At 72.5% G+C, this 19,911-nt stretch carries 13 protein-coding genes; 3 read left to right on the plus strand and 10 right to left on the minus strand.

Going from position 1 to position 19,911, the window contains the following annotated elements:
- Positions 1-12: 12 nt before the first annotated feature.
- A complete protein-coding gene (locus tag JD78_RS13505) occupies positions 13-1,980 on the plus strand; it encodes a glycosyltransferase (RefSeq protein WP_153359049.1) in 1,968 nt (655 codons plus the stop codon).
- A gap of 69 nt (positions 1,981-2,049) precedes the next feature.
- On the opposite strand, the gene glfT1 is transcribed toward JD78_RS13505, so the two are convergent.
- The 6 genes from glfT1 to JD78_RS13535 form a co-directional block, all read right to left on the minus strand.
- Positions 2,050-2,940, minus strand: coding sequence for a galactofuranosyltransferase GlfT1 (gene glfT1 / locus JD78_RS13510; RefSeq protein WP_153359051.1), 891 nt, complete (start codon positions 2,938-2,940; stop codon positions 2,050-2,052).
- On the minus strand, positions 2,937-3,698 hold the full coding sequence (gene wzt / locus JD78_RS13515) for a galactan export ABC transporter ATP-binding subunit Wzt/RfbE (RefSeq protein WP_228395061.1): 762 nt from the start codon (positions 3,696-3,698) through the stop codon (positions 2,937-2,939). Before wzt ends, glfT1 begins: the two co-directional genes overlap by 4 nt.
- 2 nt (positions 3,699-3,700) lie before the next feature.
- On the minus strand, positions 3,701-4,537 hold the full coding sequence (gene wzm / locus JD78_RS13520) for a galactan export ABC transporter permease subunit Wzm/RfbD (protein WP_153359052.1): 837 nt from the start codon (positions 4,535-4,537) through the stop codon (positions 3,701-3,703).
- A gap of 62 nt (positions 4,538-4,599) precedes the next feature.
- A complete protein-coding gene (locus JD78_RS13525; protein ID WP_153359053.1) occupies positions 4,600-7,857 on the minus strand; it encodes a hypothetical protein in 3,258 nt (1,085 codons plus the stop codon).
- On the minus strand, positions 7,854-8,396 hold the full coding sequence (locus JD78_RS13530; RefSeq protein ID WP_153359054.1) for a hypothetical protein: 543 nt from the start codon (positions 8,394-8,396) through the stop codon (positions 7,854-7,856). Before JD78_RS13530 ends, JD78_RS13525 begins: the two co-directional genes overlap by 4 nt.
- Positions 8,397-8,454: 58 nt before the next feature.
- On the minus strand, positions 8,455-11,766 hold the full coding sequence (locus JD78_RS13535; protein WP_153359055.1) for an N-acetylmuramoyl-L-alanine amidase: 3,312 nt from the start codon (positions 11,764-11,766) through the stop codon (positions 8,455-8,457).
- 280 nt (positions 11,767-12,046) lie between these two features.
- On the opposite strand from JD78_RS13535, the gene JD78_RS13540 reads away from it, so the two are divergent.
- Positions 12,047-13,561, plus strand: coding sequence for an LCP family protein (locus tag JD78_RS13540; protein WP_153359057.1), 1,515 nt, complete (start codon positions 12,047-12,049; stop codon positions 13,559-13,561).
- Positions 13,562-13,610: 49 nt separating this feature from the next.
- Here JD78_RS13540 and dprE2 read toward each other — a convergent pair whose 3' ends face one another.
- Genes dprE2 through JD78_RS13560 form a run of 4 tightly spaced genes read right to left on the minus strand, consistent with a single transcriptional unit; the run spans position 13,611 to position 17,329 of the window.
- Positions 13,611-14,366 (minus strand): decaprenylphospho-beta-D-erythro-pentofuranosid-2-ulose 2-reductase, encoded by a 756-nt coding sequence (dprE2, locus tag JD78_RS13545; RefSeq protein ID WP_153359059.1) that lies wholly within the window; start codon positions 14,364-14,366, stop codon positions 13,611-13,613.
- Positions 14,363-15,739 carry a decaprenylphosphoryl-beta-D-ribose oxidase gene (gene dprE1, locus JD78_RS13550; protein ID WP_153359061.1) on the minus strand — a complete coding sequence of 459 codons (1,377 nt, stop codon included), beginning with the start codon at positions 15,737-15,739 and terminating at the stop codon, positions 14,363-14,365. Before dprE1 ends, dprE2 begins: the two co-directional genes overlap by 4 nt.
- Positions 15,732-16,805 carry a decaprenyl-phosphate phosphoribosyltransferase gene (locus JD78_RS13555; RefSeq protein WP_228395062.1) on the minus strand — a complete coding sequence of 358 codons (1,074 nt, stop codon included), beginning with the start codon at positions 16,803-16,805 and terminating at the stop codon, positions 15,732-15,734. Before JD78_RS13555 ends, dprE1 begins: the two co-directional genes overlap by 8 nt.
- Complete coding sequence (locus JD78_RS13560) at positions 16,802-17,329, minus strand: phosphatase PAP2 family protein (RefSeq protein ID WP_153359063.1); 528 nt, start codon at positions 17,327-17,329, stop codon at positions 16,802-16,804. Before JD78_RS13560 ends, JD78_RS13555 begins: the two co-directional genes overlap by 4 nt.
- 344 nt (positions 17,330-17,673) lie before the next feature.
- Here JD78_RS13560 and JD78_RS13565 point away from each other — a divergent pair, with 344 nt between their 5' ends.
- The gene (locus JD78_RS13565) at positions 17,674-19,908 is read left to right on the plus strand and encodes an acyltransferase family protein (RefSeq protein WP_166521179.1); all 2,235 of its coding nucleotides are present in this window, start codon (positions 17,674-17,676) and stop codon (positions 19,906-19,908) included.
- The last annotated feature ends 3 nt before the right edge of the window (positions 19,909-19,911 follow it).

The following is a 19,911-nucleotide window of genomic DNA, read 5'->3' on the forward strand; positions in this document are numbered from 1 at the left end:
CTGAGCGTCACCATGACGACGACCGAACCCATCGCCCCCGAGGACGCCCCGGTCTCGCCCGAGGTGGTCAGTGACCCCGCGGCGGAAGACCTGGCGCCCGGCAAGGCCGTCGAGCTCCTGCAGCGGGTGCTGATGCCCCGTCCGGCCGACCAGCTGAAGGTCCGGAGCCTCTACCTGGACGAGGTGAACGCCGGCCGGGTCAAGGCGCAGGACCGGTTCAGCGCGGTCATCGGCCCGGCGTCCGAGCTCTCCTTCGCCACGTACTTCAACGCCTTCCCGGCCAGCTACTGGCGGCGGTGGAGCGTGCTGGACAGCGTCGTCCTGCAGGTGACGGTCGCCGGCACCTGCCGGGTCGACGTCTACCGCTCCAAGGCCGACGGCGAGTCGATGCACGTCACCGGGGCGACCCACGAGGGTCACGACGAGCGGACGCTGGAGTTCGAGCTCGACCTCGGCCCGTTCATCGACGGCGGCTGGTACTGGTTCGACGTCACCACCGAGGACGAGACGACCGTCCGGCGGGCAGGCTGGTACGCCCCGCAGGCCCCGGCCGAGCAGCCCCGACTGGGCATCGGGATCTGCACCTACAACCGGCCGGTCGACGCGGTCGCCGCACTCACCGCCCTGGTCGAGGACGACGTCGTCCGCGACGCGCTGCACCTGGTCACCGTCGCCGACCAGGGCGGCAACCACGTGCGCGATGCCGCGCTCTACCCGGCCGTCGCCGAGGCGCTCGGCGAGCGTCTGCGCATCGTCGAGCAGCCCAACCTGGGCGGCAGCGGCGGCTTCGCCCGGACGATGTACGAGTCCTTCACCGCCAGCGACGTGACCCACCACATCCTGCTGGACGACGACATCCAGCTCGAGCCGGACAGCATCCTCCGCGCCCGCGCCTTCGCCGCGTACGCGGAGAAGCCGATGCTGGTCGGTGGGCAGATGCTCGCCCTGCAGGACCGCTCGGTGCTGCACACCATGGGCGAGATCGTCGACCGGTCCAACTTCTTCTGGCGGAACGCCCCGAACACCGAGTACTTCCACGACTTCGGCGAGAAGACGCTCCGCGAGTCCCCGGACCTGCACCGGCGCATCGACGTCGACTACAACGGCTGGTGGATGTGCCTGATCCCCCGCACCGTCTTCGAGGCGATCGGCATGCCGTTGCCGGTCTTCATCAAGTGGGACGACGCCGAGTACGGGCTGCGCGCGTTCGCCGCCGGGTTCCCCACCACGTCGCTCCCGGGCACCGCCATCTGGCACCTCTCCTGGGGCGACAAGGACGATGCCAGCGACTGGCAGGCCTACTTCCACATCCGGAACCGGCTGATCGCCGCCGCGCTGCACTCGCCCCACAAGCACGGCGGCAAGCTGTTCCGGGAGATGCTCAAGGCGGACCTCCGCTTCCTCATCACCCTCCAGTACTCGACCGCCGAACTTCACCAGATGGCCTACCGGGACTTCCTGGCCGGCCCTGAGCGGCTCTTCGAGGACATGCCCGGCTCGGTGGGCAAGGCCCGCAAGACCCGCAGCCTCCACCCCGACGGCCGGGTGCTCGGCAACTCCGGCGACCTCCCGCTGCCCTCGATGAGCACGGCGGAGGCGCTGTCGTTCCGGCGCATCCCGGTCGGGGCGGCGCAGATCGGCAAGACCCTGGTCAAGGCGATCGCGCACAACGCCACCAAGGTCGACCCGGGCGCCCGGGAGGTGCCCCAGCTGAACCTGGCCTTCCAGGACGCGCAGTGGTTCCTCCTGGCCCGGCTCGACAGCGCCACCGTGGGCACCGCTGACGGCCGGGGGGTGACGTTCCGGCAGCGTGACCCGGAGGCGTTCCGCCGACTGTTCGGCAGGTCCAGCCAGCTGCTGCGCCGGCTGTACACCGAGTGGCCGGAGCTGCAGCGGCGGTACCGCGACGCCGCCGGCGAGCTGACCTCGGTCGAGCGCTGGGGCACGGCCTTCGACTCGTGGGGCTCGACCCGCTTCTGAGCAGCGCCCACCGGGTGCACGGAGGCCCCGGTTGCCGGACAGGCGACCGGGGCCTTCGTCCGTCCGGGCTCAGGGCCGCGTGAACCGCTCCCGCCGACCGGCGCGGGTCAGCCGCAACCACTCGCGGAACCCCGCCGGATCGCGCCGGGACACGAGGAAGAACCAGCCGAAGCGGACCGTCTCCAGCGGGCGGAGCCAGCGCATGCCCGGCTGAGCCATCAGGTAGCCGCGATTGCGGTAGGTGAAGTACCGCTTGACCTCGTTGGCCGGGTGCTGCGCCGACAGACGCCCCCCGAGGATGGGCTGGAACTCGGTGGTGCCCTCGGGATGGAGGTAGGCAGCGGCGGTGCAGGTGCCGAACGGCAGCCCGGAGCGGACCAGCCGGCGGTGGACCTCGGTCTCGTCGCCGCGGAAGAAGAGCCGGTAGTCCGGCACTCCTACGACGTCGAGGGCGTCGGCGCGGAAGAGCGCGCCGTTGAACAACGAGGCGTAGCCGTGCAGCACCTCGATGCCGGTGAAGTCGCTGCGCCTCCGCCGCCAGCGCAGACCCCTTCGCAGCGGGAAGGCCAGCCGGTCCGGGTCGGCGAGGTCGGCGACCAGCGGCGAGACCTCAGCCAGCCCGTGCCGGGTCGCGCAGTCCAGCAGGGTCGCCAGCGTCGTCGCGTCGGACGGGCGGCCGTCGTCGTCCGCGCACCACACCCAGTCGGCCCCGAGGGCCAAGGCGTGCAGCATGCCGAGGGCGAAGCCCCCCGCGCCCCCCAGGTTCCGCTGGCTGGGCAGGTAGGTGACGGGGAGCCCGCTCGACCGCACCACGTCCTCGGCGGGCTGGTCGACCCCGTTGTCCACGACGAGCACGTGATCGGGTCGACGCGTCTGCCCGGCCAGGCTCTCCAGACTCACCCGTAGCTGCTCGGCGCGGTGGCGCGTCACGACCACGGCCACGACGACGCCACCGGTCACGCGGCGGCGCCCTTGTACGAGCGGAGCACGTCGTCGAGATCGCCGTGCTGGACGATCCGCCCGTGCTCCATCCAGATGGCGGTGTCGCACAGCTCGCGGAGGAACTCGTCCGAGTGGGAGGCGAAGACGAGCAGACCCGAACGCTCGACCAGCTCCGACAGCCGCCTCTTCGACTTCTCCAGGAAGGCGGCGTCCACCGCCCCGATGCCCTCGTCGAGCAGCAGGATCTCCGGGTCGATGCTGGTGACCACGCCCAGGGCGAGGCGGACCCGCATGCCGGTCGAGTAGGTGCGCAGCGGCATCCGGAGGAAGTCGCCCAGCTCGGTGAAGTCGGCGATGTCGTCCACGCGCGCTTCCATCTGCTTGCGCGTCATGCCCAGGAAGAGGCCCCGGACGACGATGTTCTCCAGCCCGGAGACCTCCGGGTCCATGCCGACGCCGAGGTCGAACACCGGCGCGACCCGGCCCCGGACGACGGCAGAGCCCCGGGTCGGCTCGTAGATCCCCGACAGCAGCCGCAGGAGCGTCGACTTGCCAGCGCCGTTGTGGCCGACCAGCCCGACGCGCGCCCCGTGCCCGAGCTCGAGGGTGATGTCGCGCAGCGCCTCGATCACCGGCACCCGCGCCTCGCTGGCGATGTTCCCCCCGACCATGCCCATCACGGTCTTCTTGAGCGAGCGGCTCTTCGCGTCGAAGATGGGGAAGTCGACGCAGGCGTTCTCGGTGGTGATGCTGACCAGGGGTCTGTCCTCCGACACGGTCACACCCAGTAGGAGATGCGCGACCGGTAACGGCGCAGCACGACCAGGGTCGCGGCCCAGCCGACGACGGTGATCACCAGGACCACGATCCAGTGCCGGATGTGCTGGTCCTGACCCAACATGGGCTGGCGGATTATCTCGATGAAGTGCAGGAACGGGTTGAACTCGGCCAGGCGCGCCCGTTCGGCGATGCGCGGGTCGGGGCTGTTGAGCAGGTCGCTGTAGATCCAGACGATCGGGGTGAGGAAGAACATCAGCTGGACGATGCTCTGGGTGATGGGCGTCAGGTCGCGGAACCGGGTGGTCACCATGCCGAGCGCCAGTGCGACCCATGCACCGTTCACGACGAGCAGGACCAGCGCCGGCAGCGCGACGAGCGACGCCCACGTGAGTGGCTGCGGGAAGATGATCAGCATGATCGCGTAGACGATCAGGTTGTGGCCGAAGAAGAGCAGTTGGCGCCAGACCAACCGGTACACGTGCACCGACAGGGGCGAGGGCAGGTGCTTGATCAGGCCCTCGTTGGCGATGAAGACCTCTGAGCCCTCGCTGATGCAGCCACTGATGAAACCCCAGACGATGAACCCGACCAGGATGTAGGGCAACTGCACCGAGATCTCGTTGCCGAACAGGCCGGCGTAGAGGATGCCGAGGGCGACGGCCGTGACGGCCATCGAGATGGTGATCCAGATCGGCCCCAGCAGCGACCGGCGGTAGCGCTGACGGATGTCCTGCCAGCCGAGGTGGCCCCAGAGCTCCCGCTGACCCCACCCGCCGACGAGGTCGTCGGTTGCGCGCCTCCAGCTCCTCGCGCCGGCGACGGCGGTGACGGTCATGGCGCCCACGCTACCTGGGCCCATCGGCCGCTCAGCACCACCGCTGCCCACTGCGCGGGGCATCACGGCCCGATGTGCACGGTGGCCACACCCGTCCCGCTCGCCACGTCGATCCAGCCGCGCTGGAAGTCGGTCCGGGTTCCCCCGGCGACCGGCCGCTCGTCCGACGTGGGATACCCGAGCGCCCCTCGTTCCCAGCCGGTGCCGGCCCAGGCGCGGACCACGTCGTTGCCCAGGACCCGGGCGCCCGTCGCCGCGGTGGAGTAGACCGCGCCGCCCTGGAAGTGCGCGTACTGGCCCACGCCGTCCGGGGTGCTGGTGACGTCGGTCAGCGGGTAGCCGAGGACGCCGGTCTCCCAGCCGCTGCGCGCCCAGGCGTCGCGAACGACGCCGCGGACCGCGTGGGCGCCGGTCGCCCGGGTCCAGTAGACCGATCCGCCCTGGAAGTGCTGGTAGCGGCCGAGCCCGTCGGGCGTCGTGGAGACGTCGGTCGTCGGGTAGCCGAGCGGGCCGTTCTCCCAGCCGGTCAGCGCCCAGGCATCCCGGATGACGGTGGGCAGCGCGCGTGCCCCGGTCGCGGCGGTGACGTAGACGGATCCGCCTTCGAAGTGCTGGTAGGTGGCCTTGCCGTCGGGGGTGCGTGCCGCCGCGGAGACGGGCAGCCCGAGGGCGGCCGCCTTCGCGGCGCCCAGCACGGCCGTCGGCACGATTCGCGCCCCGGCGGTCGCCGAGGCGTACACCTCGCCCCCCTGGAAGGCCTGCACCTGGGCACGCCCGTCCGCGGTCGTGCTGGCGATGCCGGTCGGGTAGCCCAGCGGACCACGCTCCCAACCCGACGCCGCCCAGGCATCCCGGATCGCCGTCGGCACGACGCGTGCGCCGGTCGCGGCCGTCGCGTAGATCGATCCCCGCTCGAAGTGCTGGTAGCTCGCGACCCCGTCCGGGGTCTTCCCGGCACCGCTGACCGGGAACCCGAGCGTCCCGGCCGGCCCGCCCGCGACGCCGTAGGCACCCAGCAGGGCGGCGGGCACGCTGTGGCCGCCCGTGGCCGCCGAGGCGAAGACCTGCCCACCTTGGAAGGACTGCACCTGGCCCCGCCCGTCCGACGTCGGCACCGCTGCCGACGTCGGGTACCCCAGCGCTCCACGCTCCCAGCCCGCGGCGGCCCAGGCGTTCCGGACGACCGTCGGCAGCACCCAGGTGCCGGTCGTCGTCGCGTAGACGGAGCCACCCTGGAAGTGCTGGTAGGTGGCCTTGCCGTCCGGCGTCGTGCCGGAGGCGCTCACGGGGAAACCGAGCGGGCCACCGGCCCCTCCGGCTGCTTGGTAGGCGCCGAGCAGGGCCGCCGGCACGGCCCGCCCACCAGTCGCCGCGGAGGCGTAGACCTCACCGCCCTGGAAGGACTGCACCTGCCCCCGCCCGTCGGCCGTCGCCACGGCAGACGCCGTCGGGTACCCCAGGGGCCCGACCTCCCAGCCGGCAGCCGCCCAGCCGTCCCGGACGGCCACGGGGACCACCCAGGTGCCGGTTGCCGTCGAGGAGTAGACGGAGCCGCCCTGGAAGTGCTGGTACGTCGCCTTCCCGTCGGGGGTGCGGCCGGGGCCGGCGACCGGCAGCCCGAGCGGTCCGTTCTCCCAGCCGCTGGCGGCCCAGGCGTCCCGGACCGCACCGGAGACCGGGTGCGCACCGGTGGCCGCCGACGCGTAGAGCGAGCCGCGCTGGAAGTGCGCGTACTGGGCCTTGCCGTCGGGGGTGGTCGCCGCGTCGGAGACCGGGTAGCCCAACGCGCCCGCTTCCCAGCCGGTGGCGGCCCAGCCGCGGTACAGGTCCGCGGAGAGCGCCCGGGCACCGGTGGACGGGGTCCAGTAGATCGAGCCGCGCTGGAAGTGGGCGTACAGGCCCACCTTGTCCGGTGCCACGGCGAGGTCGGTGACCGGCAGGCCCAGCGACCCGTTCTCCCAGCCGGAGGTGGCCCAGCGGTCGTAGACGACACCCCCGAGCACGTGGGCGCCGGTCGCCGGCGACCAGTAGACGGACCCGCCCTGGAAGTGCGCATAGGCCGCGCCGCCCCCGAGGATCGCCGTCTGGTCGGTCACCGGGTACCCCAGGAAACCGCCCTCCCAGCCGGTCGTCCCCCACTTCTCGCGCACCTGGCTGCCGACCGTGTGCGCACCCGTCGATGGCGACCAGTACACCGATGCGGTCTGGAACTCCTGAAAGCACCCGCCGCCGGGCAGGCCGCACAGCGCGTCCCGGACCGGCCAGCCCAGCGGGCCGGCCTCCCAGCCCAGCGAGCCCCACTTGTCCCGAACGGCGCCCAGCAGGACGAAACGGGCACCGGTCGCGGGGGACCAGTAGATGGCCCCGTTGGCGTAGGGCTGGTAGCACCCGCCGCCGGCGAGACCGCAGACGACGTCCCCGGTGAGGTTGCCGAGCCGGCCGGTGGCCCCGCCCAGCTCGGCCCACCGCCCCGTCACCTGGGCCGCCCCCGGGATCTGGGTCGAGCCGAACCAGTCGGTGTAGTAGATCCAGAAGTTGCGGTTGCCGTAGGCGGAGCACCCGTCGCCGGTACCCTTCCCGGCGTTGAGGGCGGCGGCGTTGGGCTGGTAGGGCGTGTAGTTGTACAGGCCCGCCGTCGCCTGGTTCTCGATGAAGACCGGCGCGCTCCCGCAGTCCGCATTCGGGTGGTAGCGCAGGTTGTTCACGAGGCCGGCCCGGTAGTTGTAGCGGGTCGGGTTGGCCGCGTAGTTCCGGTACTGCCACGCGGCGCTGTACACCTGGTTGAAGAAGCCGTTGTACTCCGGCCTGCACGGCGCGGTGTCCGGGCAGGCGAAGCCCATCGCCTCCCGGTACCGCCGGGGGTACAGGCTCGAGCCGCTGGCGGTGACCAGGCTCTGCTCCTTCTGCAGGATGACCAGCAGCACCCGCTGGCTGATCCCGCACGCCCGCCCCACCTTCGCGATGATCGCGGCGGCCGTCTCGGCCGGCGCACCGGCGTACGCACCGGGGCACCGGTCGTCCGCGGGCTTGGCGTAGGTGTCCGCGCGGTAGTCCTTGAGGCACGCCGTCCCGTCGTTGCCCACCTTGCAGGTGGGGTTCTTCGAGTTCAGGAACGCCTGCACCGCGCCGGCGTCCATCGCGTTGCCGTCGAAGAACAGCTGGTCGCTGATGATGTTCCCGGGGCGGAACTGGCCGGTGTCCGCCGCCTCGACCGGGTCCACCGAGGGGACCTGGGCACCCCCGCTGACCAGTCCGGTGACGACGACCGCACTGCAGAGCACCACGAGCACCCCGGTCAGCAACCGGCGCAGGCGGTTCACCGGGTCACCTCGACGGACAGCGCCGGGGAACGACCGGTCGACGTGCCGGAGCGGTAGCTGATGACCCCGGTCCACTCGCCGGCGCGGAGCTCCGCGCCGGGGACGGTCAGCTGACCGCAGGAGGTGGTGGTGGCATCGGCGAAGGCCGCCGAGGTCGTCGTGGCCGTCTCCCCGTCCCGGGTCAGTTCCAGGGTGCAGGTGCCGCCGTCCTCGATGACCGGGCTGACCCACCCGCTGGCGAGCACCTCGCCCTCGGCGCCGTCCCACACCAGGTAGCTGATCGCCACGTCGGTGGCGCTCGGTCGGGGGGCGTCGGTGGCCACCGGTGCGTCGTCGTCGGTGACGGCGCCCGGCGGAGGCGACGGCGTCGCTGCGGCAGCTGCCGCTCCCCCGGACCCCGCCGGCGCACGGCCGTCCCCCTCGACGTCCTCCGACGGCCCGCTGTTGGCCGCACCGGCCGTGCAGGCGGTCAGCACGGAGAACAGGGCAGCGCACAGCAGCAGAGCCCCGCGACGGGACGGGGGGAGATGGGACGGCATCGCAGGGTCCTCCACGGTTCTGCTCCTCAGCGGTAGTGGCGGTTTGAGGAGCGGAACATCACCGTACGGTCACGACCGCTTGACCCGTGGCAGTCGACACGCTGATGTACCCGCCCTGGAAGTCGGTTCGGGTGCCATCGGCGACCTGCCGGGTGGCCGAGGTCGGGTAGCCCAGCCGCCCCTGCTCCCACCCGGTCCTCGCCCAGGCGTCGAGCACCGCCCCACGCAGCACGTGGGCACCGGTCGACGCACTCCAGTAGACGGCGCCACCCTGGAAGTAGGAGTAGGCCCCCCGACCGTCCGGGGTCACCGTGTGATCGGTCGTCGGGAAGCCGAGGGCCCCCTGCTCCCATCCCGCGGCCGCCCAGGCGTCCCGGATGGGCCCTCGCAGGGTGTGCGCGCCGGTCGGCCGGCTGTAGTAGACGGAGCCGCCCGCGAAGTGGACGTACTCCCCCAGCCCACCGGGCGTGGACTGCACCGTGGTCACCGGCAGGCCCAGGGGTCCGCGCTCCCAGCCGGTGCGTGCCCACGAGTCACGGACCGCGGTCGGCAGGGCGGAGACCACGGCCTGTGTCGCGTAGACCGATCCCCCGGCGAAGTGCTGGTACCTAGCCTGACCGTCGGGGGTGGTGAGCTGTGCGCTGGTCGGAAAACCGAACCGCGCCGTCCCACCAGCACCTGCGACGGCCGCCTGGACCGGGCCGGCCACGATCGTCGTGGCACCCCCGACCGTGTAGAGGGCACCTCCCTGGAAAGACTGGACCGTCCCGGTCGTCGGGCCGGTGGCCGCGGTACCGGCCACGGTCACGGTCGTCGCCACGGGTCCGGAGGTCGGGTAGCCCAGCGGTCCGCGCTCGAAGCCGGAGGCGGCCCAGGCACCGAAGGCCGCCGCGGGGATCACGTGTGTGCCGGTGGCCGCCGTGGCGTAGATCGAGCCGCCCTGGAAGTGCTGGTAGGTCGCCTTGCCGTCCGGCGTCCGCCCGGCGCCGCTGACCGGCAGACCGAGCGCCCCGGCCACCCCGCCGGCGGCCTCGTGGGCGATCATGAGGGCGGCCGGCACGGCGTGACCGCCGGTGGTGGCGGACGCGTGCACGACACCGCCCTGGAACGCCACCGTCATCGCACGCCCGTCGGGCGAGCGGACGGCGTCGCCGACGGGGTAGCCGAGGGGGCCCACCTCCCAGCCGGAGGCCGCCCAGCCGTCCCGGATCGCGGTCGGCAGCACCCGCGTGCCGGTGGCCGTGGTCGAGTAGATCGACCCACCCTGGAAGTGCTGGTAGATCGCCTTGCCGTCCGGCGTCCGACCCGAGCCGCTGACCGGGAGGCCGAGGGCCCCCGCCTCCCACCCCTGGGCCGCCCACGCAGCGAGGACGTCACCGGTCAGCGCCCGGGCGCCCGTGCTCGCCGACGCGTAGACCGATCCCCGTTGGAAGTGCGCGTAGTCGGCCTGCCCGTCCGGGGTCCTGGTCACGTCCGTCACCGGGTAGCCCAGCGGACCGGCCTCCCAGCCGGTGGCCGCCCAGGCCCCGTAGACGGCCTTGTCGAGCACCCGGGCACCCGTGCTCGGTGTCCAGTAGACGGAGCCGTGCTGGAAGTGCGCGAAGAGGCCGACACGGTCCGGCGCCACGGCCAGGTCCGCGATCGGCAGACCGAGGCGGCCGTTCTCCCACCCGGAAGCCGCCCAGCGGTCGTAGACGACGCCACCGAGCACCCGGGCACCGGTGGCCGGCGACCAGTAGATCGACCCGCCCTGGAAGTGCACGTAGGCGCCGCCGCCGCCCAGGATCGCCGTCTGGTCGGTCACCGGGTAGCCCAGGTAGCCGTTCTCCCACCCGGTGGTGGACCACTTGTCCCGGACTGCGGCGGCCACGACGTGCGCCCCCGTCGCCTCGCTCCAGTAGAGAGACCCTCCCTGGAAGTGCTGGTAGAGGCCCGTCCCGTCCGGGGTCGCCGACGTGTCCGTCGTCGGCCAGCCCAGTGAGCTGTTCTCCCAGCCCAGGGCGGCCCACTTGTCGCGCAGTACGCCGCGGACGACGCGCGCACCGGTCGCGGGCGAGGCGTAGATCGAACCGTTGGCGTAGTGGGCGAAGGCGCCACCCGGGATGACCGTCACCGGAGTCGCCGGTGCGCCCAGCAGCTTCCTGGCGGCGGCGTCGGAGTCGTACCGGCGCTGCACGAGGGGCGCCGACGAGCCCAGCTGCGCGGACACCCGGTCGCGGATCTCCCCGAGCCGGGCATAGCCGTACCTGCCCGGGCAGGCCGTCGCACCGACGTCCCGGTGCCCGAAGATGGTCGGCAGGGTCACCTTCGTGCCGGCGGGGTACCTCGAGGTCCCCCCGCCGCCGGAGGTGAGCACGGTGCTGCCCCGGGGGTCGACCCCGAAGAGCGAGAACTTCCAGGCGATGACCGCCGCGACGGCGTCGACCGTTGCCTGCGGGACGGGCACCGCGTCGTAGTTCCCCAGCATCGAGACGCCGAAGGTCGACGTGTTGAACCCACCCGCATGCGCTGCTATGACGGTGCTGGCCAGACCGCCGGCCCGCCCCTCGAAGAGCCGGCCGTACTTGTCGACGATGACGTTGTACCCGATGTCGCCCCAGCCGAGGCTCTTCGTGTGGTACTGGTAGATCGAGCGCATGATCGCCGGGACCTGGTCAACGGTGTAGTTGTTCGAGTCCGCCGTGTGGTGCAGCGTCGCGGCCTTGATCGTCGAGGCGTACTGCGGGTCCCAGGTTCGGATCGACTCGTCGGCCCCCCACTGGGCTCGGGAGTAGACGGCCGGCATGGTGGCTGCGGCGTGCGCCTGATCGGTGATGTCCGGGGCGCCGAGTGAGCTGTCCGCCGGCGACTCCCCCGGGTCCACGAGGTCCAGCGCGACGCCGGTGGGCTGCGCACCGGATCGGGTGACCAGTTCGACGTCGACCGCGGTGCTGGGACCGGTCCACAGTGGCTGGGTGCCGCCGCGCAGCTCCTGACCTCGCGAGGACGCCGTGCCCTGCTCCGCGGCCTCCGGGGTCACCTCGGTCCACGCACCCCAGGTGCCGCCCTCGTCCACGACCCGGACCTGCACCACGGTGTCGGTCACCCCTGGGTCGAGGTCCCAGGTGACCCCGACCAGCGAGAACGGCTCGACGTCCGTGCGCGTCACCCGCAGCGCTCGATCGGTCTCCTCGACTCCGGGGACCGGGTCGGTCGTGCCCTCCTGCACCTCCGCAGCCGGGGCCGGTTCCTCCACCGAGCCCATCACGACGGTCTCGGTGCTGCCGGTGACCGGCTCGGGTTCAGGGACCGGCGCGGCGTAGACCGGGAGGACGAGGATCGTCCCGGTCATTCCCAGGAACGCGGTCAGGCCGGTGACGAGGCGACGCACGAGGTTGCCCTCCAGGAGTCGGTGGTGCAGAACCGCCAGGGCGACTCACTTCCACCTCTGTCCTTCGACCACGTCACGGCGGTCTTGAGCCGACCCGCCCGACCGGATGGCGGGTTGCGGTGCGACGCCGGGGGCAGCTGAGGGACGAGAGCCGGCAGGACCGCTGACCTGCCGGGGCCGCACAGGTGCGCGACGTAGAGTTCGCGCCGATCACGCCGCTGGACGGCTGGCCTCCCGGGGGCAGCGCACCGACGTCGGCACGTCGACGTGAGGACCACTGATGAGCACAGACGACGACCGCCGTCGCAGGGGGGCGTCGCGCCCCCTCCCGGCGCGACTGGACCCTCGGGCCGGCCGCGCGGCGGGCGGCGCCAGCGACGGTGCGTCGGGCGACCGGCGGCTGGCCTGGACCGGGCGGCTCGTGGCGCTGGTGGTCTCCGTGGTCGTGCTGGCCACCAGCGGATGGGGCTGGTACCTCGGGCGGGTCGCCGACGCGACGGTCAACCGGACGGACGCGATCCCCACCGACGGCAACGACGAGACGGTTCAGACCGGTGAAGCGATGAACCTGCTGCTCGTCGGCAGCGACAGCCGGGCGAACCTCACCGAGCAGCAGCTCGCCGAGCTCCAGGCCGGGGAGGACTCCGGCCTCAACACCGACACGATGATCCTGGTGCACGTCCCGGCCGACGGGTCGAAGGCGTCGTTCGTCTCCTTCCCCCGCGACTCGTTCGTGCAGATCCCCGGGTACGGCAGGGACCGGCTCAACGCCGCCTACGCCTATGGCCGGCAGAACGCCCCGGACGGCGCCTCCGACGAGGCGAAGAACGCCCAGGGCGCTCAGCTCCTGGTGCAGACGATCAGCGGCCTCACCGGGCTGCGGATCGACCACTACGCCGAGGTCGACCTGCTCGGCTTCTTCGAGCTGAGCTCCGTGGTCGGCGGTGTCGAGGTCAACCTGTGCGAGGCGGTCGACGACTCTCGCTGGTCCGGTGCGGTGTTCCCGGCAGGGGTGCAGACCATCAGCGGCGCCGACGCCCTCAAGTTCGTCCGGCAGCGGCACAACCTGCCGCGCGGGGACTTCGACCGGATCGTCCGCCAGCAGGTCTTCATCGGCGGGGTGCTGCGCAAGATGCTCTCCGAGGACGTCCTCCTCGACCTCGGCAAGCAGCGGGAGCTGGTGGAGGCCGCCGCGGACTCGCTGACGGTCGACCAGAACCTGAACCTGCTGCAGCTGGCCCAGCAGATGCAGTCGGTCACCGCAGGCGGCATCGAGTTCCAGACGGTGCCCAACCGGGGCACCGCCAACGAGGACGGCAAGTCGATCGTCCAGCTCGAGGACACCGACACACTGCACGCCTTCTTCGCCGAGCTGAACGCCGAGCCCGAACCGCCCGCCGACGCCACCGCCGAGCCGCCGGCCCCGGTGGCGCCTGCCCAGGTCACCGTCGAGGTCTACAACGGTTCCGGAGTCGGCGGCCTGGCCGCCAGCGCGGCCGCCGAGCTCGAGGGCGCCGGCTTCCCCGTGGCCGGGACCGCCAACGCCGACTCCTCCGACTACTCGGTGACCGAGATCCGCCACGCCGCCGGCGACGAGGGCCTGGCGGCCACCCTGGCCGCCGCGGTCCCCGGCGCAGTCACCAAGCAGGTCGGTGACGCCACCAGCGGCACCGTCCAGCTGGTGCTGGGGTCGGACTTCAACGGGGTCGGCCAGCCGGTCACAGCCTCACCGGCCGCCCCGGATGCTCCGGCCGAGGCGCCCCGGACCGCCGCCGACACGAGCTGCATCTACTGATGGGGTGCGGTGGGGGCCGGACCCCCGCCGCCCTCGACGACCCGGGACGCTAGATGGGCAACCGTCGGAACACCGGTCGCGGGACGTGCCGCAGCACGCTCATCACCACTCGCATCAGGCCGGGTACCCAGACCGTGTGACGACCGCTGCGGATCCCGCTGACGATCGCCTCGGCCACTGCCTCGGGCGTGGTCGCGAGGGGTGCGTCGCCCAGGCCCTCGGTCATCTTCGACCGGACGAAGCCCGGCCGGACGACGAGGACGGAGACACCGCTGCCGACCAGGGAGTCGGCCAGCCCGGAGTAGAAGGCGTCCAGCCCGGCCTTCGTGGAGCCGTAGACGAAGTTGGACGCCCGCGGCCGCTCTCCCGCCACCGAGGAGAGTGCGACGATCACCCCGTGGCCCTGGCGGCGCAGCTGGTTGGCCAGCTCCGTGCCCACCACGGTCGGGGCGACGTAGTTCACCTGCGCCAGCCGGGCCACCGCGGTGGCGTCACTGCGCAGCTGGTCGGCGTCCCCCAGCAGCCCGAAGGCCACCACGGCCACGTCGATGTCTCCCCCGGCCGCCACCTCGGCGACCATCCGGGCCGGGGAGGACGGCTCGTCGGCATCGAAGTCGACGACCTGCACGGTGGCGCCGGCTGCGGTCAGCTCGGCAGCCACCGCGCTGCGGCGCGGGGTGTCCCGGGCAGCGACGATCACCCGCAGCGGCCGCTCGGACAGGTACCGGCGGGCGGTGGCCACCGCGATGTCGGAGGTGCCGCCGACGAGCAGCAGGGAACTGGGCGAGCCGAGCGCGTCGATCACAGTGCGAGCCTCCGGGCCAGGTCGGACATGAACACGCCGGCCGGGTCGACCTGCTTGCGCACGGCCCGGAAGTCGTCGAGCCGGTCGTACATCTTCTCGAAGGTCTCCGGACGCACCCGGGAGTCCTTGGCCAGGTAGGTGCGTCCCTCGGCGGCGATGACCACCTCGTCGAGGGAGTCGAGCAGGCCGGCCAGCCCCTTCATCACCGGGATGTCCAGCGCCAGCGTCCAGCCTGGGGAGGGGTAGGACAGCATCCCGGGGTTGTCCGGGCCGAACCGCTTGAGCACGGCGAGGAAGGACGCGGTCCCGAAGGCGCTGAGCCGGTCCAGCAGCTCGCGCATGGCCTCCTCCTGCCCGAAGGGCACGGTGACCTGGTACTGCACGAAGCCGCGCGGGCCGTAGATCCGGTTCCAACCGCCGACGGCGTCGAGCGGGTGGAAGAACGTCGGGATGCTCTGCAACTGGTCCCGCTTGCGCGTCGGCGCCTTGCGGTACCAGACCTCGTTGAACGCCGCGACCGTGGCCAGGTTGAGCAGCCCGGGAGGGAAGACGTCGGGCACGGATGCCTTGACCGAGCCGTGGTACTCGAGCGGGTCGGTGCGCCGCTTGGCCGGCAGCTCGTCGAGCTTGGCGAACCGCCCGCGGGTGACCACCGACCGGCCCATCCGCTTGCCCTTGGCCAGGGTGTCGATCCAGGCCACCGAGTACTCGTACAGGTGGTCGGTCTCGGCCAGCAGGGACATCAACGAGTCGAGGTCGGGCGTGCGGTCGGTGTCGACCAGGCAGCGGGAGGACTCGATCGCCTTCATCTGCACCTGCGCCCGCAGGATGACGCCGGTCAGCCCCATGCCCCCGACGGTGGCCCAGAAGAGGTCCGGGTCGGACTCCGGGCTGACCCGGCGCACCTGCCCGTCGGCGGTGAGCAGGTCCAGCCACCGGACGTGCTGGCCGAAGCTCCCCGCGACGTGGTGGTTCTTGCCGTGGATGTCCGCGGCGATCGCCCCGCCCACCGTCACGAGCCGGGTGCCGGGGGTGACGGGGACGAAGTAGCCCTGCGGCACGAACCGGTTCATCAGCTCGTCGAGGGAGATGCCCGCCTCGACGTCGACCAGGCCCGTCTCCAGGTCGGCCTGCAGCACCTGGTTCGCGCTCGTCATGTCCAGCACGGTGCCGCCGGCGTTCTGCGCTGCGTCGCCGTAGCTGCGCGCCAGTCCACGGGCCACGACACCCCGACCGGTCGCGGCGAGCACGGCGGCGCGGACGTCGTCGTCACCACGTACCGGGGTGAGCGTGGCGCGGGTGGGCGCGGTGCGGCCCCACCCGGCCAACGGGACGAGCGGCGCGGCGGCGTCCGTGGTGGCGGCCTCAGGCACCGAAGACCCCCAGACCGACGGTCAGCGCCCACAGGGCACCGAGGACGAGCAGGACACGGTCGTGCACGACGATCTCCTCCGGGGCCCCCGCCGATCCCTTGTCGACGTCCCGCGCGTACCGCAGGATGGCGAGCACGAAGGGCGCGATGGAAATGGTCGCCCAGGGCACGCCATCCTGGGTCTCGGCCATCTCGAAGGCCCACAGGCTGTAGGCCGTGACGGCCACCCCGGCCGACAGGCTCCAGACGAAGCGCAGGTAGCTGGCCGAGTACTCGCGCAGCGTCTTCCTGGTGGCGGCCTCGTCGCCGACGAGCACCAGCTCCGAGTACCGCTTGCCGGCCACCATGAACAGCGACCCGAAGGCGGCCACCAGCAGGAACCACTGCGAGAGGAACAAACCAGCGGCGACGCCGCCGGCGATGCCGCGCAGCAGGAAACCCGAGGCCACCACGGCCAGGTCGATGACCGGCTGATTCTTCAGGAAGAGGCAGTAGGCGAGCTGGATGACCACGTAGGCGCCCAGCACCCCGGCCAGCGCGGGCCTGGTCAGCAGCACCGCGGTGGTGAGGGCCACCGCGAAGAGGACCAACGCCAACCCGACGGCCAACGGCCGGGGGACCAGGCCGGCGGCGATCGGGCGGTGGCGCTTCCGCGGGTGCCGCCGGTCCTCCTCGACGTCGATCGAGTCGTTGACCAGGTAGACCCCGGACGCCGACAGGCAGAACAGCAGGAAGGCCACCCCGGTCGGAGCCATCACGTCGGGGTCGAACACCGCCCCGGCGGCCAGCGGCACGGCCAGCACCAGGACGTTCTTCACCCACTGCCGCGGGCGGAGGGCGCGCACCACACTCCAGGCGAGGGAGCCGCGCCATCCGGTCGGCCGGGGTACCGGACCCGGCGCCACGGCGTCCGCGCTCGGCTCGGCGTCCGGGTCGCGGACCACCGACGGCGCCACGGCCGCCTGGTCCGACTCGAGCGGCAGCAGGGGCATGACGGCGTTGGGACGCCGGAACTGCGCCTCGAGCTCGGGATCGCCGTGCACGGCTGGCCTCTGTGGGGTGGTCACGGCGTTCCTCCATGGTCGACTGCTCGCCGGACACCGGCGGCCACGCCGGCGCCCAGCAGGGCACCACCGACGACGTCAGTGGGCCAGTGCACTCCGAGGAGCATCCGGGAGACCGCCATGGCGGACAACGCGCCGAGCATGACGGGGCCACCGACCACGGGGCCGTAGCCGATGACGGCGGCCGCAGTGGAGGTGGTGTGGGCGCTGGGGAAGGACAGCAGGCTGTGCACCGGCCCCAATGGCGGGACATCGGTGAGGTCGGGGCGGGTCCTGCGGACGACGCGCTTCAGCCCGACCGCACTCGCGTGGGCCAGGGCGACGCCGACGGCCCCGGTCGCCCACTCGCGACGGCGGCGACCGGTGGCCCAGCCCACCGCACCCAGGGCGAGCCAGCCCAGGGCGTGCTCGCCGAAGGCGGACAGGCCGCGGGCCACGGGGACGGCGGGAGTTCCCCCGAGCCCCCGCCGTACTGCGGCGAGCACGGTGGTCTCCACGCGCTGGACGCCGCTCGTCGTTCTGCTCATCGCGCATGACCATAGGCGCCAGCACGGCAGTTCACCTGGCCGGTGCTCCGCCGTTGCACCCGTGCGGGCGACGCCGCCCCGGACGGACCGGTCCGTTTCTGGCGGTCCCCCGCGAGCCGCTGACCCCGCGACGGGTGTGGCCGGTGTGACTGACGGGTCACGGCCGGTCGAGTCCCGGCGCGCCACACACTCAAGTCCAACTGCAGAGAGTGTCCGGATCGTTACCCTCGCCCGGCGCGAGCAGCTCTCCCGCTGAACCGCGCGACCAGTTGACGAGGACCGCCACAGGCGACCACGAGCGGACACCGGCCCACGGGCCGGGCCGGATGCGAGACGAGGGAAGCGTGACGGGTCAGCACACGACGACGATGGCCGCGGTCCGGGCGGGGACGGCGACCGCCGTCGACGAGGCCACCGAACGGGTCCCCCGGTCGGACCGCCCCAGGATCGGCCTGCCCCCCGTTCCTCCTCTGCCGTCGACCACGAGGGCCCCGGTCCCGCGGGAGAGCTCAGGCATCCGGGTCGAGATCCAGGCGCTCCGCGCGCTCGCCTGCGCGCTGGTCGTGCTGTACCACGTCGTCCCGCTGCGCCTGCCCGGCGGCTACGTGGGCGTCGACGTCTTCTTCGTGGTCTCCGGCTTCCTCATCACCGGCCACCTGCTGCGGGAGGTCGAGCGCAACGGTCGCGTCCGCCTGGGCCACTTCTGGGCCCGGCGGGCCCGGCGACTGCTGCCTGCCGCCCTGCTGGTGCTGCTCAGCACCGCCGTCGCGACCTTCCTGTGGGTCCCGCAGACCTACTGGCAGTCGTTCCTCCGCGAGATCGGCGCTTCGGCGCTCTACGTGGAGAACTGGCTCCTGGCCGGCGACGCGGTCGACTACCTGGCGCACACCAACGCAGCCTCCCCCGCGCAGCACTACTGGTCGCTGTCGACCGAGGAGCAGTTCTACGTCCTCTGGCCGCTTCTGATCGTCGGCTCCGTGTGGCTGGCCGCCCGGATCCGCGTGCACCGGCTGGTCGTGGTCGGCGGGCTGCTGAGCGCCCTCACGGTCGCGTCCTTCGGCTACTCGCTGTGGACGACGAGCACCAGCCCGCCCGAGGCCTATTTCACGACCCCGGCCCGCGCCTGGGAGTTCGGCCTCGGCGGGCTGCTCGCCCTGCTTGCCGCCAGCCCGCTCGCCGGCCGCCACCGGCTTCGCACGATCGTGTCGTGGCTGGGGTTCGGTGCCATCGCCGCCAGCGCCTTCGCCTTCACCGCGGCCACACCCTTCCCCGGGACGGCGGCGCTGCTGCCCGTGCTCGGCACCGTCGCCGTGATCTGGGCCGGCGCACCGCGCAACGACTGGAGCCCGACGAAGGTCGCCGACTTCGGCCCGGTCCGCTTCCTCGGGGACGTCTCGTACTCCGCCTACCTCTGGCACTGGCCGCTGGTCGTGATCGTGCCGTTCGCCATCGGGCACGAGATGGGCACGCTGTCCAAGGTCGGCGTACTGGTGGCCACCGTCGCGCTGGCCTGGGCGACGAAGGTCTGGGTGGAGGACCCGGTCCGCACCGGGACGCCGCTGGCGCGCCGTGGTCTGGGCGCAACCGCAGCAGCGACCGCGCTGGCCACGGCCCTCGTCGTCGCCGTCGCGTCGGGGGGCTGGCTGTACGTCAAGCACGAGGTCGAGCAGGCGCGCGCGGTGGCCGAGGCCTGGGCCACCGGCGGCGACCCCTGTTTCGGCGCCGGTGCACTGGACCCGCAGCGCGGGTGCGGTGATCCGTTCGCCTACACGGAGACGGTCAACACCACCTTTGCCAAGGCCGACGGGTCCCGGGGCATGAGCTGCCTGTCGGTGCTCGCCGAGACCGAGGTGCAGACCTGCCGCTTCGGCAGCGACGACCCGGACGAGACCGTCGCCCTCTTCGGCGACTCGCACACCGCCAGCCTCTACGAGGCGATGGAAGAGGTCGCCGAGGAGCGCAACTGGGCCGTGGTCACCTACCTCAAGGCGGGCTGCCCGCCGCTGGCCACGGCACGGATGCCCGCGGTGAACCAGCCGTCGGACGAGCCGCCGGCCTGTGCCGAGTGGGGTGCAGAGGCCCTGCGGCAGATCACGGCGGACCCGGCCATCACGCAGGTCTTCACCAGCTACCGCTCGGACGTCTACAAGTACCGGGACGACCTGGGCGCCCTGCACGATGAGATCCCGGCCGAGGTCGCGCAGGCGCCGATGCGTCTGCTGGCCGACGCCGGCAAGCAGGTGCACGTCGTGCGGGCGGTCCCCACCACCAACGGGGTACACCTCGGTCCGGAACTGGTGAGCCTGGAGGTCAGCGCGCCGGACTGCATCGCTGCCGCCGGTGAGGTGGACGATGCCTGCGCCGGTCCCCGCGAGGTGCGGCTGACACCCGATCGACTCGCGGAGGCCGCGACCGCCCTCCAGGACGGCCGGGTGTCGGTTCTCGACCTGACCGATGCGTTCTGCGACGAGAAGACGTGCCACTCGGTGATCGGGGGGACGGTCGTGTACTTCGACGGCAGCCACCTGTCGGCCACGTTCTCCCGCTCGCTGGGACAGCTCATCGCCGCGCGGGTCTGACCC

This window comes from Modestobacter roseus, assembly GCF_007994135.1.
GTDB lineage: Bacteria > Actinomycetota > Actinomycetes > Mycobacteriales > Geodermatophilaceae > Modestobacter > Modestobacter roseus.

Bases quoted from the DNA above. Each gene is read 5' to 3' on its own strand.
- JD78_RS13505 (WP_153359049.1), top strand. From the start codon at position 13: ATGACGACGACCGAACCCATCGCCCCCGAGGACGCCCCGGTCTCGCCC.
- wzm (WP_153359052.1), bottom strand. From the start codon at position 4,537: ATGACCGTCACCGCCGTCGCCGGCGCGAGGAGCTGGAGGCGCGCAACC.
- JD78_RS13530 (WP_153359054.1), bottom strand. From the start codon at position 8,396: ATGCCGTCCCATCTCCCCCCGTCCCGTCGCGGGGCTCTGCTGCTGTGC.
- JD78_RS13540 (WP_153359057.1), top strand. From the start codon at position 12,047: ATGAGCACAGACGACGACCGCCGTCGCAGGGGGGCGTCGCGCCCCCTC.
- JD78_RS13560 (WP_153359063.1), bottom strand. From the start codon at position 17,329: ATGAGCAGAACGACGAGCGGCGTCCAGCGCGTGGAGACCACCGTGCTC.